The organism is Citrobacter sp. 21OH12SH02A-Citro, assembly GCF_027919895.1.
In the GTDB taxonomy this organism is placed as follows: domain Bacteria; phylum Pseudomonadota; class Gammaproteobacteria; order Enterobacterales; family Enterobacteriaceae; genus Citrobacter; species Citrobacter braakii.
The window spans coordinates 2,151,821-2,168,160 of record NZ_CP114801.1; the positions used below are offsets into that span (position 1 = coordinate 2,151,821).

A 16,340-nucleotide genomic window follows, 5' to 3' on the forward strand; every position below is an offset into this window, starting at 1 on the left:
TCTGCCTATTATACACAGCACGCGAGAAAAATGCCGCACATCGCTGCTTATTGCGCTTTAAAGGTGTGTAACCGGCTCGTTGCCTTGGTCAGGCCATCTTTGAATAAAATCTCGGTACAACGTGCCGCTTCGTCAATTGCTTCATCAATTAACTTCTGTTCTGAAACAGGCGGTTTGCCTAAAACAAATCCGACAACTTTGTTTTTATCACCCGGATGACCAATTCCCACGCGTAAACGATGAAAGTTGGGGTTATTGCCCAACTTGCTGATGATGTCTTTCAGGCCATTATGTCCGCCATGACCGCCACCGAGCTTAAATTTTGCCACGCCAGGCGGCAGGTCTAATTCGTCGTGCGCGACCAAAATTTCATCGGGATTGATACGATAAAAACTGGCCATCGCACCTACTGCCTTGCCGCTGAGATTCATAAATGTGGTCGGTACCAGCAAACGGACATCTTCCCCTTCGAGCGTTACTCTGGAGGTGTAGCCGAAGAATTTCGGCTCATCACGCAGGGGCGCGCGTAATCTCTCTGCCAGTAAATCGACATACCATGCGCCTGCGTTGTGTCGCGTTGTCGCATACTCTGCGCCGGGGTTCGCCAGGCCGACAATCAATTTAATCGTCACGTGTTTTGTCCTGAGTGTTTCCATAAACGACGTGTAGTTTACTGTCTGATGCTGCTCTTGACAAAAAACTGCGTTCTAATCGCCAAAAACTGAATAATTGCACAAATGGACTATTAGAAATTGAGTATGTTCAGTAGCTTATTTGTAAAGTTTTGTTGCGCGAGTGTTTGTAATTGTGATCGCTCCCGCACTTGCGAACGGCAGTGTTGTCTATACTTTACACATAAGGATTAGGGGTATTCCCTGTAGCAACCCAAAGTTCCGGAGGTGACACATGAAACGCAAAAACGCTTCGTTACTCGGTAACGTGCTCATGGCTTTAGGGTTGGTGGTGATGGTGGGGGGTGTTGGTTACTCTATTTTAAACCAATTGCCGCAATTTAATCTGCCACAGTTTTTCGCACATGGTGCCGTGCTCAGTATTTTTGTAGGTGGTGTTCTGTGGTTGGCGGGAGCCAGAGTGGGCGGGCACGAGCAAATCAGTGACCGTTACTGGTGGGTACGCCATTATGACAAACGCTGTCGTCGCGGTGATACCACTCATCGTCATAACTAAATCGTTTCCCGGTAGAGAGGGCTGCGGTTTGAATACAAAGTCCTGGTTGAAAAACCAGGACTTTGCTTGTTCATTATCCTTGCATAGAACGCACTTTTATATTCGCTATGGAATATAAGAAACGTTATTCGAATAACCGATAATGTAACGTTTTAACCGCGCTATCCGCGTCTTCAGCGGGCAACAGGAAACACAGGTTGTCATTTGACGCGCCGTGGCAAATCATTCGCACCGTATGCCCTTCAAGCCAGGCAAAAACGTCTTTGCAAACTCCCGCCGCCTGAGTCAGTCGATTCCCCACCAAAGTGACTAATGCCAGTCCGGTTTCCACTTCCACACGACAGTGGGAGGATAATGCGGTAAACAATGCGCTGGTCAGTATATGATCTTCACCTGAGGTTGCGTGAGTCGCGTCCAGCGCCAGCGCAATACTGTTCTCTGAGGTTGTAACCAAATCCACCGTGACCGCGTGGCGAGCTAAAATGGCGAAGGACTGCGCCAGGAAAGAACCGGACGGTTGTGTCTCCAGACTATGTAATCGCAACAGCGTCTGTTTACGGCGCACGGCAAGCGCACGATAGCGAGGTGGGTTGTCGGTGGTGTTATGCACCAGCGTACCACCGGCAGCCGTATCCTTACTTGAGCCAACAAAAACCGGAATGCTTTTACGCATTGCCGGAAGCAGCGTAGCCGGGTGGAGGACCTTCGCACCGAAGGCGGCCATATCGCTGGCCTCGGAAAATGAGATGTGGTCAATCCGTTTGGCCCGCGGCGCAATACGCGGATCGGTGGTGTAGATCCCTGCGACATCGGTCCAGATGTCCACGCGTGCGGCGTGAAGCGCCTCACCGAGAAGCGTCGCCGTGTAATCACTACCACCGCGTCCCAGCGTAGTGGTATGCCCTGCGGCATCCCGGCCGATAAACCCCTGGGTCACCATAATCGCTTGCTCAAGACGAGGGCGCAGGTGAGTCTCCACCAGGTGGTGCAAGGTACTGAGTTCGGGTTCGGCGCAGCCGAAACTCGAGTTGGTACGCATCACGCTGCGGGCGTCAAACCACCCGGCCTCGGCATGCCGTTCACGTAAGACTTCAGTAAACAGTAAAGAGGACATCAGCTCGCCGTGACTGACCAATTCATCGCTTAGCGCATCAGACGGTGAAACGGTCGCCGTTTGTGCAAGATGGCGGATGTTGTTGAGAAGATTATCGATTTCCGTGCTGATAACGGACGGCTGCTTCAGGCGGGAAATAATGTTGTATTGGATGGCGCGTAAGGTCTCAAGCTTATCTAATTGTTGATGCGTTTCCAGACCTTCAGAAAGCTCGACCAGTAAGTTTGTAACGCCTGCTGAAGCAGACAGCACGACTAAACGGACATCTTGATCAGCAAGGACAATGCTGGCGCTTCGGTTCATCGCATCAAAATCAGCGACGCTGGTGCCGCCAAATTTGGCAACGACGGATGGTGGATAAATGCGAGTCATAACAATCTCATATCAGGGCGCCATAAAAGTATGGCTAGAAAATTTTCATTCTCGGCATAAGGGGAAACGGTGTTCGCCTTACGAAATGTCCGCCCGCGAACATTTCTGCTGACAACCCAGGGAATTCCTGTTGTCGAAAACGCGTGTCGCCTGTACGCGTTACCGGGTGCTGCGCATTAATTTTATTTACATAGCCTGCAAATAAGCGCGCCATACTAAGTGATTTATATTTAGGGATCGACTTTTTTATTCGATTTATCGACAAATAAGTGAAAAATCATGTCGTAACAAGAAAACGCGTACATTATTAATGGTAAAAACGTGTAAAAAAATAATAAAAACATGAAAATTACATGGTTTTTATAACATCGTATGCGTTGCAATTGGCTACGGTAATTGTTAATTAAATAGATATATTTCTTTAGGATTTCGTAATGAAGGGTGGCTGTTACACTTTGAATTATAAAGAAAAAACACCCGCTAAATGTGTTGAAAAATAAATGATTGAGTCCAGGGCTAAAACAACATATATTAGCCGCGCTTTTTTACAGGTAACCCTTATAACCATTTATTCAATCAGGCGTTAATCTACACCTGGTTGTAGGAGTGATATGATGACGGATAAAGTCCGTATTGATACTTTAAGTGCTAATTCATTACCACAGAGCAATGATACCTTTTTAGCAAGACAGGCTGAGTTTGAATCTAATGTCCGCAGCTATCCACGTAAACTGCCATTAGCGATTGCTAAAGCGCAGGGCGTCTGGATTACTGACGTAGAAAATAATCAATATCTTGATTGCCTGGCAGGTGCCGGAACCCTGGCGCTTGGTCATAATCATCCTGAAGTGCTGCAGAGCATTCAAAGTGTCATCACAAGCGGCTTACCGTTACATACGCTTGACCTTACCACACCGTTAAAAGATGAATTCTCATCGTATTTACTTTCTTTATTACCGGGCCAGGGCAAAGAGTATTGCCTGCAGTTCACCGGGCCGTCCGGTGCCGATGCCGTTGAAGCGGCGCTGAAGCTGGCGAAGAAAGTTACCGGCCGTTCCAGCATCATCAGCTTCTCCGGTGGCTACCACGGGATGACCCACGGCGCGCTGTCCGTGACCGGCAACCTGTCGCCGAAAGAAGCCGTCAGCAACATGATGGCGGAAGTGCAGTTTATGCCGTATCCGCATCAGTACCGTTGCCCGCTGGGTATCGGCGGTGACGCTGGCGTCAAAGCATTGACCTACTACTTCGAAAACCTGATCAACGACGTTGAGAGCGGCGTGCGTAAACCGGCTGCCGTAATCCTCGAAGCGGTGCAGGGCGAAGGCGGGGTAAACCCGGCTCCGATCGAGTGGCTGCAGCGTATTCGTAAAGTGACCCAGGAACATGGCATTCTGCTGATTATCGATGAAGTTCAGGCTGGCTTCGCGCGCACGGGTAAACTGTTCGCCTTCGAACACGCCGGTATTGAGCCGGATATCATCGTGATGTCCAAAGCGGTTGGCGGCGGTCTGCCACTGGCGGTACTGGGCATTAAAAAGCAGTTCGATGCGTGGGCTCCGGGCCATCACACTGGCACCTTCCGCGGCAACCAACTGGCGATGGCGACCGGTCTGACAACGCTGAAAATCCTCAAAGACGACAAGATTGCCGATAAAGTTGCTGCGCAGGGCGAGTGGCTGAAAGGCAAACTGACTGACCTGCAGAAACGTTACCCGGTTATCGGCCAGGTACGTGGTCTGGGCCTGATGATTGGTCTGGAAATCGTTAAGCCGAACGAAGCGCAGGATCACATGGGCTGCTACCCGGCCGATGGAGAGCTTTCCGCGCTGCTGCAGAAAAAATGTTTCGAAAACGGCCTGATTCTGGAGCGTGGCGGCCGTAACGGTTGCGTACTGCGTCTGCTGCCGTCTCTGTTGATCACCAACGCAGAGCTGGAGATTTTCCTCGATAAATTCGAAAATGCCCTGCTGGGCGCTGGCGTGAAGCCGGTTTAAACGGAGTTGGATCGAATGTCAGACGTAAATCCGATTCTGTCCGGCTCGGCACAAAGCATTGCTGCCTACCAGGACGCGATCGAGCAGAGTACGCAAGCGGTCGTTGAATGGTTGAAGCAGCCTGAGATGTATCAGGGCAAAACCGTTGAGCAACTGCGCGAACGTATCAACCTGAATTTTACGTCTCAGGGCCTGGGCAACCAGGCCGCTATTGAGCGTGCGGTTGAATACTTTCTGAAAGACAGCTTGTTGGTTCACCATGCGCAGTGCGTGGCGCACCTGCACTGCCCGAGCCTGGTGATTAGCCAGGCGGCAGAAGTGTTGATCAACGCCACCAACCAGAGTATGGACTCCTGGGATCAGAGCCCGTCGGCGACCATCATTGAGATCAAACTGATCGAATGGTTGCGTGAGCAGGTGGGCTATGCGGCAGGCGACGCGGGCGTGTTCACTAGCGGCGGCACCCAAAGCAACCTGATGGGCCTGATGCTGGCGCGCGACGCCTTCTTTGCCCGCCAGGGGCATTCCATTCAGCAGAATGGTCTGACCGGCGACCTGAGCAAAATCAAAGTATTTTGCTCTGAAAGCGCGCACTTCTCTGTGCAGAAGAACATGGCGCTGATGGGGCTGGGTTACCGTTCCGTCACCCAGGTGAAGACCGATGCGTTCTCACGCATGGATCTGGCTGACCTGAAAGACAAGCTGGCCCAGGCGAAAGCCAACGGCGAACAGGTGATGGCGATTGTCGCCACTGCTGGTACTACCGATGCGGGCGCAATCGATCCGTTAGCGGACATTGCGGCGCTGGCGGCAGAACACCAGATCTGGATGCATGTGGATGCAGCATGGGGCGGGGCGTTACTGCTTTCTGAGCAGTATCGTCACTTCCTGAACGGCCTTGAACTGGCGGATTCCGTGACGCTGGACTTCCACAAACAGTTCTTCCAGACCATCAGCTGCGGCGCGTTCCTGCTGAAAGACGCGCGTCATTACGAGCTGATGCGTTACCAGGCGGCGTACCTGAACTCTGATTTTGATGAAGAGGCGGGCGTACCGAATCTGGTGTCGAAATCGCTGCAGACCACGCGCCGTTTTGACGCGCTGAAGCTGTGGATGGGGCTCGAAGCGCTGGGCAAAAAGCAGTATGCCGAAATCATTGATAACGGCGTAACGCTGGCGCGTGATGTGGCTGCGTTTGTGAAAACTCAGCCACACCTGGAACTGGTGATGGAGCCGCAGCTGGCAAGCGTGCTGTTCCGTTTCCGTCCGCACAGTGACGACATGGCGTTCGTTGCGCTGTTGAACCAGCGTATTGGCGACGTTCTGCTGGCTTCTGGTAGCGCCAACGTTGGCGTGACCGAAGCAGATGGCGTAACCTGCCTGAAGCTGACGCTGCTGAACCCAACGGTGTGTCTGGAGGATGTCAAAGTCCTGCTGGCAAGCGTGAAAGCGACAGCTGAGCAACTGCTGAACGCGTAAGCAATAAGCTGATTATAAAAATGGCTCCCACACACGGGAGCCATTTTTTTGCCTGTCATTTGTAGCCCGGCGGCGCTTCGCCTGGCCGGGCTACACGTCAGCTGATATCTGCCAGCGCGGCGTCTTTATTCGGGAAGAACGTCAGGCGTCCGGCAATCGGCTGAATGCCCGCGCGCGCCATTGTACGTAACGGCTGGAATTCCAGATTACTGATCCGCAGTTCACACCCTTCCGGGAGGCGTTTTACAAACCGCTGGAAAGCGTCCAGACCACCGGCATCCAGTACCGGGACCGCGTCCCACTTTAAGACCACAATACGTTTACCTGCAATACGCGATTCGAGATCGGTAAATAATCCCTCCGCAGCGGCAAAGAAAAGTGGGCCAATAACGCGCAGCACCAGCACATCGTCAGGTACATCTACGTTGACCGGCGCCAGACGCGTCATGCGCGCGATACGACGCATAAACAGCAGGGAGGCGAGAACGATACCGACGCTGATGGCGATCACCATGTCGAATAGCACCGTCAGCGACATACACATAAGCATGACAATGATGTCGTCTTTTGGCGCATGACGCAGCAGATCCACCACTTTATGCGCTTCACTCATGTTCCATGCCACCATCAGCAGCAGGGCGGCCATGGCGGAAAGCGGTAACCAGGAAAGCAGCGGCGCAAGCACCAGCAGGGCAAGGATCACCAGAATCGCGTGGATGACCGCTGAAATTGGTGAGGTCGCCCCGGCGCGGACGTTTGCCGCAGAACGGGCAATTGCCGCCGTGGCGGTGATACCACCGAAGAACGGTGCCACGATGTTACCCAGGCCCTGGCCAATCAGCTCACTGTTGGCTTTATGCTTGGTGCCGGTCATCCCATCGAGCACGACGGCGCACAGTAGAGATTCAATCGCCCCGAGCATCGCCATGGAGAAGGCGGCCGGTAACAGCGCCTGTAACGAACTCCAGCTCAGGGTAAAGTTTGACTCCGGCATGTCCCACGGTAATACCAGTTGCGGCAGCAACTGCGGGATGCCGTTACCCTGCGAGCCGTCAGCCAGAATGTAGTGGAACTGAGAACCGATGGTGGCGACATGGCCGCCGGTCAGGTTCACAATCCCCATTACCGCACAGCCTGCCAGCAGCGCAGGAAGGTGGCCCGGCAGTCGGATCCCCAGACGCGGCCAGAAAATCAGGATCCCCAGCGTCACCACGCCAATTGCGGCATCGCCAACGTTGAGGGTTGGCAGGGCCATAAACAGCGCGCCGACCTTTTGCAGGTAGTGCTCCGGGACATGGGCCATTTGCAGACCGAGAAAATCTTTAATCTGCATGGTACCGATGGTGATACCAATACCCGATGTAAAACCTAACGTAACGGATACCGGGATATATTCGATCAGGCGACCAAAACGGGCGAGGCCGAAAAGGATCAGGAATATCCCGGACATTAGCGTTGCGACCAGCAGGCCTGCCAGCCCAAACTGTTGCGACACCGGATACAGAATCACCACGAAGGCGGCAGTTGGTCCAGATACGCTAAAACGTGAACCCCCGGTAAGGGCGATAACAATCCCAGCCACGGCTGAGGTATACAAGCCGTACTGCGGCGCCACGCCACTGCCTATTGCCAGGGCCATCGCCAGCGGAATGGCAATGATCCCAACGGTTATCCCGGCGATCAGGTCGCGGGTAAAGCGAGAAGCGGTATATTTTTCTTTCCAACAAGCGTCGATGAGGGCGCGGAAAGGCATCACATGTGAGGAAAATAATCTGTTCACAATAATGTTTCATCCATGAGCGCATCATCTGTCAACTAAATGGCAGGTGAAGGAGGCATAAGTCATACAAATAGATGTTGCAGATAAAAAAACCCGCCGCAGCGGGTTTTTGAGCCGGGCTCGATTAATGCTCGAACATAGCAGAGATGGATTCTTCGTTGCTGATACGACGAATCGCTTCGGCCAGCATACCCGACAGGGTCAATGTACGCACGTTTGGCAGTGCTTTGATTTCGTCAGTCAGTGGAATAGTGTCACAGACAACGACTTCATCAATCACTGAATTGCGCAGGTTGTTTGCCGCATTACCTGAGAAGATCGGGTGGGTAGCGTAAGCAAATACGCGTTTTGCACCACGTTCTTTCAGTGCTTCTGCTGCTTTACACAGCGTACCGCCGGTATCGATCATATCATCAACCAGCACGCAGTCACGACCTGCAACGTCACCAATAATATGCATCACCTGAGAAACGTTCGCGCGCGGGCGTCGTTTGTCGATGATAGCCATGTCGGTATCGTTCAGCAGTTTAGCGATAGCGCGGGCACGCACGACGCCACCGATGTCCGGAGAAACCACAATCGGGTTGTCCAGATTCAGCTGCAGCATGTCTTCTAACAGGATCGGGCTACCGAATACGTTATCAACCGGTACGTCAAAGAAGCCCTGGATCTGTTCAGCATGCAGGTCAACGGTGAGGACGCGGTCAACGCCAACGCTGGACAGGAAATCAGCGACGACTTTAGCAGTAATCGGTACACGAGCGGAACGTACGCGACGATCCTGACGTGCATAGCCGAAGTAAGGAATAACGGCGGTGATACGGCCTGCGGAAGCACGGCGCAGCGCATCAACCATAACGACCAATTCCATCAGGTTGTCGTTAGTAGGGGCACAAGTGGACTGGATGATGAAAATATCACCACCGCGTACATTTTCATTAATTTGTACGCTGACTTCGCCGTCGCTAAAGCGACCTACAGCGGCGTCGCCGAGTGAAGTGTACAGGCGGTTGGCAATACGTTGTGCTAGTTCCGGGGTGGCGTTACCAGCAAAAAGCTTCATATCAGGCACGAGAAGAACCTCAGGCATGCGTCCATTGGTGGAAAGAATCTGCCGAAAACTGTGCGGGCCAGGCAGTATCCTCTCCATGCGGTGTATTAAAGAGCGCGATGCAACGTCTGGAACAGGGTGACGTTGTCACCGCAACTCAGCTTGCCCGGCTTACTCGTCATCTTTCACGTTTCATGTGTGCTGGCATATTTCGCCATCTTCCTGAAACCCGAATGATTTAGAGTAACGCTCTGTGCAATGGGGAGAGGTTGACACCTTTCGCCACAAAGCCTTTGAGCCATTCCGGGGCTTGCTCAAGCACCTGGCGAGCACGAGACTCAGTGTCAAATTCAGCAAAGACACAAGCCCCTGTACCAGTCAGGCGCGACGGCGCGTATTCTAACAGCCAGGAAAGCGCCGCATCAACCTCGCGAAAACGTTTTCTTGCGATAACCTCGCAATCATTGCTGAATTCACATTTTAGTAACGTTTTTATTGACCTTTTTGGCGTGTTGCGCGGGAGGTCGGGATCTTTAAAAATCACCGGCGTCGGAATACTGACTCCCGGGTGTGCGACCAGATACCATTTTTCCTCTGGCTCGACCGGGGTCAGAATTTCACCTACGCCTTCAGCAAAGGCCGCATGGCCGCGCACGAATACGGGAACGTCCGCCCCCAGCGTTAAGCCGAGTCCTGCCAGTTCATCAACCGAAAGTCCGCACTGCCAAAGGTGATTCAGCGCCACCAGGACGGTAGCCGCATTCGACGAACCTCCGCCAAGACCGCCGCCCATCGGTAGGCGTTTTTCGATACTGATATCGGCGCCGCTCCCTTTGGGAAGGCGATCGCTTTCAGACGCCGCCTTCATCAGCAAGCGCGCCGCACGGACAATGAGATTGTCTTCATGTGCAACGCCTTCCACCGGCGTTAACAGGCGGATTTCGCCGTCGCCACGCAGCACAATACCTATCGTGTCGCCATAATCAAGAAACTGGAATAGCGTTTGCAAAGTGTGATAACCGTCCGCACGCTGCCCGGTGATGTATAAAAACAGATTCAGTTTTGCCGGAGAGGGCCAGTGGGTCATCATTTCACAATCCAGTTATCCATTTTCAGCTTAATACGCTGATCGCCGTCGGACAGTTCCATGTTTGCCGGCATCGCAGGATTAATTTTGCTGTCGTAGGCGCTATAGACCACTTTCCAGTTTTTACCGTCTTTGCTGTAGTTCACTTCACTCAGACGATACTGATCGTCGAGTTTGTAATCGCTGGCGTCTCCCGGCAGGCCAAGGATCCACTGGCGCAGGCTATTCAATGGAATAGGCATGCCGGTCAGCTTACCAATCATCTCTTCGGCGTCGTCAGCGGTGTAGTGCTTGCCTTTGTTATCGACAAGTTCGACGTTGCCCGGCTGGGCATTGAGTTCCAGTTCAGTGCTGCCCAGGGGATTGGTCAGCAGGAGACGGTAGCGATCTTGTCCGGTTTGTTGCCAGAAAAAGCGGGCATAGACTTTCTGTTGATCGGAAATATACGCAAACGCACCGCGCGTCTGATATTGGTTCAGGGCGCGTACTTCCTGCTGGTGCTGGCGCCACTGTGGAGAGTCAGGGCTTTTGCCGGGACCTTTCGGCGCGTTGAGCGTACAGGCGGTAAGAGCCAGGGCCGCCAACGGCAGCAGGCGAATCAGGCGAAAATCAGGCAGGGTCATAATGATGACAAATCCTTGAGATACGTTGCAGTTATAACTCTTAATGCTAGCGCCGCCATCATACATCGTCTACGTTCAAGTTATCTTAAATCGCTCAAATTTGTGCACTAAGCTATTACTCCAAAAGGGGGCAGTCTCTTTTATTGACCGCACGCATCCTGTATGATGCACCCAGTCTAACCTTATCAACGCTGGTACTATTCCCGCACACATGACCCTTTTAGCGCTTGGTATTAACCATAAAACGGCACCTGTATCGCTGCGAGAACGCGTAACGTTTTCGCCGGATACGCTCGATCAGGCGCTGGACAGCCTGCTTGCGCAGCCAATGGTGCAGGGCGGGGTGGTGCTGTCGACGTGTAACCGTACGGAACTGTATCTCAGCGTTGAAGAGCAGGATAACCTGCAAGAAGCGCTGGTTCGCTGGCTGTGCGATTACCATAATCTTAATGAAGAAGACTTGCGCAATAGCCTGTACTGGCACCAGGACAACGACGCCGTCAGTCATTTGATGCGTGTTGCCAGCGGTCTGGATTCGCTGGTGCTTGGTGAACCGCAGATTCTGGGGCAGGTGAAAAAAGCTTTTGCGGATTCGCAAAAAGGTCACCTGAACGCCAGTGCGCTGGAACGCATGTTCCAGAAATCATTCTCTGTCGCTAAACGTGTACGAACAGAAACAGACATCGGTGCCAGCGCCGTGTCCGTGGCTTTTGCCGCCTGTACGCTGGCGCGGCAAATATTTGAATCGCTCTCCACGGTGACCGTGCTGTTAGTGGGCGCAGGCGAAACCATTGAGCTGGTGGCGCGACACCTGCGTGAGCATCAAGTGAAGAAGATGATCATCGCCAACCGTACCCGCGAGCGGGCGCAGGTGCTGGCGGATGAAGTCGGCGCCGAAGTGATTTCACTGAGTGATATCGATGCGCGTTTACAGGATGCCGATATTATTATCAGTTCTACCGCCAGCCCGCTGCCGATTATCGGCAAAGGAATGGTGGAGCGCGCGCTTAAAAATCGCCGTAATCAACCTATGCTGCTGGTGGATATCGCCGTACCGCGCGATGTCGAGCCAGAAGTGGGTAAGTTGTCCAACGCCTATCTGTACAGCGTTGACGACCTGCAAAGCATCATTTCGCATAACCTGGCCCAGCGCAAAGCGGCGGCCGTGGAAGCCGAAACCATTGTGGCGCAGGAAACCAGCGAATTTATGGCCTGGCTACGCGCTCAGGGCGCAAGTGAAACTATCCGCGAGTATCGCAGTCAGTCAGAACAGATCCGTGATGAACTGACTGCCAAAGCGTTGGCCGCTCTTCAACAGGGTGGTGATGCGCAAGCCATTATGCAGGATCTGGCCTGGAAACTGACCAACCGCTTGATCCATGCACCAACCAAATCACTTCAACAGGCCGCCCGTGACGGGGATAGTGAACGCCTGAATATTCTGCGCGACAGCCTCGGGCTGGAGTAGCAGCACACCAATCTTATTTTTTACAGGGTGCATTTACGCCTATGAAGCCTTCTATCGTTGCCAAACTGGAAGCCCTGCATGAACGCCATGAAGAAGTTCAGGCGCTGCTCGGGGATGCGGGTACTATCGCAGACCAGGAACGCTTTCGTGCACTGTCGCGCGAATATGCGCAATTAAGCGATGTATCTCGCTGTTTTACGGACTGGCAACAGGTTCAGGAAGATATCGAGACGGCTCAGATGATGCTCGACGATCCTGAAATGCGTGAAATGGCGCAGGATGAACTGCGTGAAGCAAAAGATAAATGCGAGCAGCTGGAGCAACATCTGCAGGTTCTGCTGTTGCCTAAAGATCCTGATGACGAACGTAACGCCTTCCTCGAAGTGCGTGCGGGAACCGGTGGTGATGAGGCCGCGCTGTTTGCCGGCGATCTGTTCCGCATGTACAGCCGTTACGCTGAATCGCGTCGCTGGCGGGTAGAGATCATGAGCGCCAGCGAAGGCGAACATGGCGGGTTTAAAGAAGTTATTGCCAAAATTAGCGGCGAAGGCGTGTACGGTCGACTGAAATTTGAGTCCGGTGGGCATCGTGTGCAGCGCGTACCTGCGACGGAGTCACAGGGCCGTATTCACACTTCTGCCTGTACGGTCGCGGTCATGCCGGAACTACCAGATGCCGAACTGCCGGACATCAACCCGGCCGATCTGCGTATTGATACCTTCCGCTCATCAGGCGCAGGGGGTCAGCACGTTAACACCACCGACTCCGCAATCCGTATTACCCACTTGCCGACCGGTATCGTAGTGGAATGCCAGGACGAACGTTCGCAGCATAAAAACAAAGCGAAAGCGATGTCGGTGCTGGGGGCGCGAATTCGTGCCGCCGAAGTGGCAAGACGTCAACAGGCAGAAGCCTCTGAGCGTCGCAATCTGTTGGGCAGTGGCGATCGCAGCGATCGCAACCGTACCTATAATTTCCCGCAGGGTCGCGTGACCGATCACCGCATTAACCTGACGCTCTACCGTCTGGATGAAGCGATGGAAGGCAAACTGGATATGCTCATTGAGCCAATTGTCCAGGAATACCAGGCCGACCAACTGGCGGCGTTGTCCGAGCAGGATTAATGGATTATCAGCACTGGCTGCGTGAAGCGATAAGCCAATTACAGGCAAGTGAAAGCCCGCGCCGTGACGCCGAGATTTTGCTCGAGTTTGTTACCGGTAAGGGACGCACCTTTATTTTGGCTTTCGGTGAAACGGTATTAACCGAGGCGCAGCGCCAACAGCTCGACACATTACTGGAGCGCCGTCAGCGGGGTGAGCCGGTGGCGCATTTAACCGGCGTGCGGGAGTTCTGGTCGTTGCCGCTGTTTGTGTCTCCGGCTACGCTTATCCCTCGTCCGGATACTGAGTGTCTGGTGGAACAGGCGCTTGCTCGCCTGCCGGCCTCAGCGTGCCGCATTCTCGATTTGGGAACCGGCACGGGCGCCATTGCGCTGGCACTGGCAACCGAACGTCCGGATTGCGCAGTAACGGCGGTTGACCGCATGCCGGATGCCGTTGCGCTGGCCACTCGCAACAAACAGCATCTGGGCATCGACAATGTTTGCGTGCTGCAAAGCAACTGGTTCAGCGCTTTGCAGGGACAGCAGTTTGATATGATTGTCAGCAATCCGCCGTATATCGACGAACAGGATCCGCATCTGGCGCAAGGCGATGTACGCTTTGAACCTCTGTCGGCACTGGTGGCGGGCGATCGGGGACTGGCGGATATCGTGCATATCATTGACCAGTCTCAGCGCGTGTTAACGCCTGGCGGCTATCTGTTGCTGGAACATGGCTGGCAGCAGGGGCAGGCCGTCCGGGACGTCTTTACTCGTGCGGGTTACCAGGCGGTTGAAACCTGCCGTGATTATGGCGGCAACGAGCGAATTACGCTTGGACGCATCCCATCATGAGTACCTTCAGTGTGTTACTCAACATTCATCTCATCAGTATTGCGCTTTCCGTTGGCTTGCTGACGCTGCGTTTTTGGTGGCGTTACACCGACTCGCGTCTTGCCTGCGCACGCTGGACGCGCATTGTGCCACCGGTTGTGGATACCGTTTTATTACTCAGCGGCGTGGCGCTAATGGTTAAAGCGCACATCCTGCCATTCACTGAGCACGGGACATGGCTGACTGAAAAGCTGTTTGGGGTTATCATTTACATCGTTTTGGGTTTTATTGCGCTCGATTATCGTCGGGCGCGCAGTCAGCAGGCGCGATTAGTCGCATTTCCGCTGGCGCTGGTGGTGCTGTACATCATCATTAAACTCGCCACCACAAAAATACCGTTACTGGGGTAAGCATGAGGTCGTTAGCTGATTTCGAATTTAATAAAGCGCCATTGTGTGATGGGATGATCCTGGCGTCGGAGTCTATCCGTCTGGATTTTCCAACACAAACTGTCTACGACGAACTGGAACGTCTGGTCAGTCTGGCGCAAGAAGAAATTAGCCAGCTCCTGTCTCAGGATGAGCAACTGGAAAAACTGCTGGCACTTTTTTACGGCGAATGGGGATTTACGGATACCCACGGCGTCTATCGTCTTTCTGATGCACTCTGGCTTGACCAGGTACTGAAAAATCGGCAGGGCAGCGCCGTGTCTCTGGGGGCGATCTTATTGTGGATTGCCAACAGACTGGAGCTGCCGCTGGTACCGGTGATTTTCCCGACGCAACTGATCCTTCGTATTGAGTCGCTCGATGGTGAAATGTGGCTAATCAATCCATTCAATGGCGAAACGTTAAATGAGCACACGCTGGAAGTGTGGTTGAAGGGGAACATCAGCCCGGTCGCGGAGCTGTTTAACGAAGACCTGGATGAGGCGGATAACGCGGAAGTGATCCGCAAACTGCTCGACACGCTGAAATCATCACTGATGGAAGAGCGGCAAATGGAGCTGGCGCTGCGTGCCAGTGAAGCACTATTGCAGTTTAATCCTGAAGATCCGTATGAAATTCGCGATCGTGGTTTAATATACGCGCAACTCGAGTGCGAACATGTTGCGCTGACAGATTTAAGTTATTTCGTTGAACAGTGTCCGGAAGACCCGATCAGCGAAATGATTCGTGCGCAAATTAATACTATTTCGCACAAACAAATTGTATTGCATTGATTAATCACACTTTACCTACCGTTTAAGGCGATCCTATGAAACAAAAAGTGGTTAGCATTGGCGACATCAACGTGGCAAATGACCTGCCGTTCGTGCTGTTTGGCGGAATGAACGTGCTGGAATCCCGCGATCTGGCGATGCGCATTTGTGAGCACTACGTAACCGTTACTCAAAAGCTGGGTATCCCTTACGTGTTTAAAGCCTCCTTTGATAAAGCCAACCGTTCTTCCATCCACTCTTACCGTGGACCGGGCCTTGAAGAAGGGATGAAAATCTTCCAGGAACTGAAACAGACTTTTGGCGTAAAAGTGATCACCGACGTTCACGAAGCCAGCCAGGCACAGCCTGTTGCTGATGTGGTGGATGTGATTCAGCTTCCGGCATTCCTTGCTCGTCAGACCGATCTGGTGGAAGCAATGGCGAAAACCGGTGCCGTTATCAACGTGAAGAAACCGCAGTTCATCAGCCCGGCTCAGATGGGCAACATCGTGGATAAATTCCATGAAGGCGGCAACGATAAGGTTATTCTGTGCGACCGTGGTGCGAACTTTGGTTATGACAATCTGGTTGTGGACATGCTGGGCTTCAGCGTGATGAAGAAAGTCTCCGGCAACTCACCGGTGATTTTTGACGTTACCCATGCGCTGCAGTGCCGCGATCCGTTTGGCGCAGCAAGCGGCGGTCGTCGTGCGCAGGTTACCGAACTGGCGCGTGCCGGTATGGCGGTTGGTCTGGCAGGTCTGTTTATTGAAGCGCATCCGGATCCAGCCAATGCGAAATGCGATGGTCCATCCGCGCTGCCGCTGGCGAAGCTGGAACAGTTCCTGACGCAGATTAAAGCGATTGATGACCTGGTGAAAAGCTTCGACGAGCTGGATACCGAGAACTAAGAGAGTGTGACAGGCCGGAGTTTCCCTCCGGCCTGCTATTTGAAAAGGGTATAAAGGTCGCCGTCAGGCACCAGACGCGCCATTGATTGTGTTATATCGGCAGAAAAGAAAACGGCCCTGAAGAGGACCGTGG

At 53.2% G+C, this 16,340-nt stretch carries 15 protein-coding genes; 9 read left to right on the forward strand and 6 right to left on the reverse strand.

Going from position 1 to position 16,340, the window contains the following annotated elements; all coding sequences use genetic code 11:
- Positions 1–47: 47 nt before the first annotated feature.
- Complete coding sequence (gene pth / locus O6D90_RS10450; protein WP_271143299.1) at positions 48–632, reverse strand: aminoacyl-tRNA hydrolase; 585 nt, start codon at positions 630–632, stop codon at positions 48–50.
- Between the two features lie 274 nt (positions 633–906).
- Between pth and ychH the strand changes: the two genes are divergently transcribed.
- Positions 907–1,188, forward strand: coding sequence for a stress-induced protein YchH (gene ychH, locus O6D90_RS10455; protein WP_016153301.1), 282 nt, complete (start codon positions 907–909; stop codon positions 1,186–1,188).
- Between the two features lie 124 nt (positions 1,189–1,312).
- On the opposite strand, the gene lysC is transcribed toward ychH, so the two are convergent.
- The gene (gene lysC / locus O6D90_RS10460; RefSeq protein ID WP_016156744.1) at positions 1,313–2,674 is read right to left on the reverse strand and encodes a lysine-sensitive aspartokinase 3; all 1,362 of its coding nucleotides are present in this window, start codon (positions 2,672–2,674) and stop codon (positions 1,313–1,315) included.
- A 611-nt stretch (positions 2,675–3,285) separates the two neighbouring features.
- Here lysC and O6D90_RS10465 point away from each other — a divergent pair.
- The gene (locus O6D90_RS10465; protein ID WP_019076946.1) at positions 3,286–4,671 is read left to right on the forward strand and encodes a diaminobutyrate--2-oxoglutarate transaminase; all 1,386 of its coding nucleotides are present in this window, start codon (positions 3,286–3,288) and stop codon (positions 4,669–4,671) included.
- A 15-nt stretch (positions 4,672–4,686) separates the two neighbouring features.
- Positions 4,687–6,150: a pyridoxal phosphate-dependent decarboxylase family protein gene (locus O6D90_RS10470; protein ID WP_016156743.1), complete on the forward strand. Its 1,464-nt coding sequence runs from the start codon at positions 4,687–4,689 to the stop codon at positions 6,148–6,150.
- Between the two features lie 97 nt (positions 6,151–6,247).
- Here O6D90_RS10470 and dauA read toward each other — a convergent pair whose 3' ends face one another.
- The 4 genes from dauA to lolB all read right to left on the reverse strand — a co-directional run bounded on the left by dauA (position 6,248) and on the right by lolB (position 10,691).
- Positions 6,248–7,903: a C4-dicarboxylic acid transporter DauA gene (gene dauA, locus O6D90_RS10475; RefSeq protein ID WP_016153297.1), complete on the reverse strand. Its 1,656-nt coding sequence runs from the start codon at positions 7,901–7,903 to the stop codon at positions 6,248–6,250.
- 151 nt (positions 7,904–8,054) lie between these two features.
- Entirely contained in the window at positions 8,055–9,002 is a 948-nt protein-coding gene (gene prs, locus O6D90_RS10480; RefSeq protein WP_001518537.1) for a ribose-phosphate diphosphokinase, read from the reverse strand.
- Between the two features lie 217 nt (positions 9,003–9,219).
- On the reverse strand, positions 9,220–10,071 hold the full coding sequence (gene ispE / locus O6D90_RS10485) for a 4-(cytidine 5'-diphospho)-2-C-methyl-D-erythritol kinase (protein WP_016156742.1): 852 nt from the start codon (positions 10,069–10,071) through the stop codon (positions 9,220–9,222).
- A complete protein-coding gene (gene lolB / locus O6D90_RS10490) occupies positions 10,068–10,691 on the reverse strand; it encodes a lipoprotein insertase outer membrane protein LolB (RefSeq protein WP_016156741.1) in 624 nt (207 codons plus the stop codon). Before lolB ends, ispE begins: the two co-directional genes overlap by 4 nt.
- 211 nt (positions 10,692–10,902) lie before the next feature.
- Between lolB and hemA the strand changes: the two genes are divergently transcribed.
- The 6 genes from hemA to kdsA are packed head-to-tail and all read left to right on the forward strand — an operon-like array spanning position 10,903 to position 16,207.
- Entirely contained in the window at positions 10,903–12,159 is a 1,257-nt protein-coding gene (gene hemA, locus O6D90_RS10495) for a glutamyl-tRNA reductase (RefSeq protein WP_016153294.1), read from the forward strand.
- A 41-nt stretch (positions 12,160–12,200) separates the two neighbouring features.
- On the forward strand, positions 12,201–13,283 hold the full coding sequence (gene prfA / locus O6D90_RS10500; protein ID WP_016153293.1) for a peptide chain release factor 1: 1,083 nt from the start codon (positions 12,201–12,203) through the stop codon (positions 13,281–13,283).
- Positions 13,283–14,116 carry a peptide chain release factor N(5)-glutamine methyltransferase gene (gene prmC / locus O6D90_RS10505; protein WP_016156740.1) on the forward strand — a complete coding sequence of 278 codons (834 nt, stop codon included), beginning with the start codon at positions 13,283–13,285 and terminating at the stop codon, positions 14,114–14,116. Before prfA ends, prmC begins: the two co-directional genes overlap by 1 nt.
- Positions 14,113–14,505 (forward strand): invasion regulator SirB2, encoded by a 393-nt coding sequence (gene sirB2 / locus O6D90_RS10510; RefSeq protein ID WP_016153291.1) that lies wholly within the window; start codon positions 14,113–14,115, stop codon positions 14,503–14,505. The genes prmC and sirB2 overlap by 4 nt, the downstream gene beginning before the upstream one ends.
- A 2-nt stretch (positions 14,506–14,507) precedes the next feature.
- Positions 14,508–15,317 (forward strand): invasion regulator SirB1, encoded by an 810-nt coding sequence (sirB1, locus tag O6D90_RS10515; protein WP_003020775.1) that lies wholly within the window; start codon positions 14,508–14,510, stop codon positions 15,315–15,317.
- 35 nt (positions 15,318–15,352) lie between these two features.
- Positions 15,353–16,207: a 3-deoxy-8-phosphooctulonate synthase gene (kdsA, locus tag O6D90_RS10520; RefSeq protein ID WP_016156739.1), complete on the forward strand. Its 855-nt coding sequence runs from the start codon at positions 15,353–15,355 to the stop codon at positions 16,205–16,207.
- Positions 16,208–16,340: the final 133 nt, after the last annotated feature.

Excerpts from the sequence above, each read along its gene's own strand:
- O6D90_RS10470 (WP_016156743.1), top strand. The coding sequence starts at position 4,687 with ATGTCAGACGTAAATCCGATTCTGTCCGGCTCGGCACAAAGCATTGCT.
- O6D90_RS10465 (WP_019076946.1), top strand. The coding sequence starts at position 3,286 with ATGATGACGGATAAAGTCCGTATTGATACTTTAAGTGCTAATTCATTA.
- ychH (WP_016153301.1), top strand. The coding sequence starts at position 907 with ATGAAACGCAAAAACGCTTCGTTACTCGGTAACGTGCTCATGGCTTTA.
- prmC (WP_016156740.1), top strand. The coding sequence starts at position 13,283 with ATGGATTATCAGCACTGGCTGCGTGAAGCGATAAGCCAATTACAGGCA.
- sirB1 (WP_003020775.1), top strand. The coding sequence starts at position 14,508 with ATGAGGTCGTTAGCTGATTTCGAATTTAATAAAGCGCCATTGTGTGAT.
- prfA (WP_016153293.1), top strand. The coding sequence starts at position 12,201 with ATGAAGCCTTCTATCGTTGCCAAACTGGAAGCCCTGCATGAACGCCAT.
- kdsA (WP_016156739.1), top strand. The coding sequence starts at position 15,353 with ATGAAACAAAAAGTGGTTAGCATTGGCGACATCAACGTGGCAAATGAC.
- hemA (WP_016153294.1), top strand. The coding sequence starts at position 10,903 with ATGACCCTTTTAGCGCTTGGTATTAACCATAAAACGGCACCTGTATCG.
- lysC (WP_016156744.1), bottom strand. The coding sequence starts at position 2,674 with ATGACTCGCATTTATCCACCATCCGTCGTTGCCAAATTTGGCGGCACC.
- ispE (WP_016156742.1), bottom strand. The coding sequence starts at position 10,071 with ATGATGACCCACTGGCCCTCTCCGGCAAAACTGAATCTGTTTTTATAC.
- lolB (WP_016156741.1), bottom strand. The coding sequence starts at position 10,691 with ATGACCCTGCCTGATTTTCGCCTGATTCGCCTGCTGCCGTTGGCGGCC.
- dauA (WP_016153297.1), bottom strand. The coding sequence starts at position 7,903 with ATGCCTTTCCGCGCCCTCATCGACGCTTGTTGGAAAGAAAAATATACC.
- sirB2 (WP_016153291.1), top strand. The coding sequence starts at position 14,113 with ATGAGTACCTTCAGTGTGTTACTCAACATTCATCTCATCAGTATTGCG.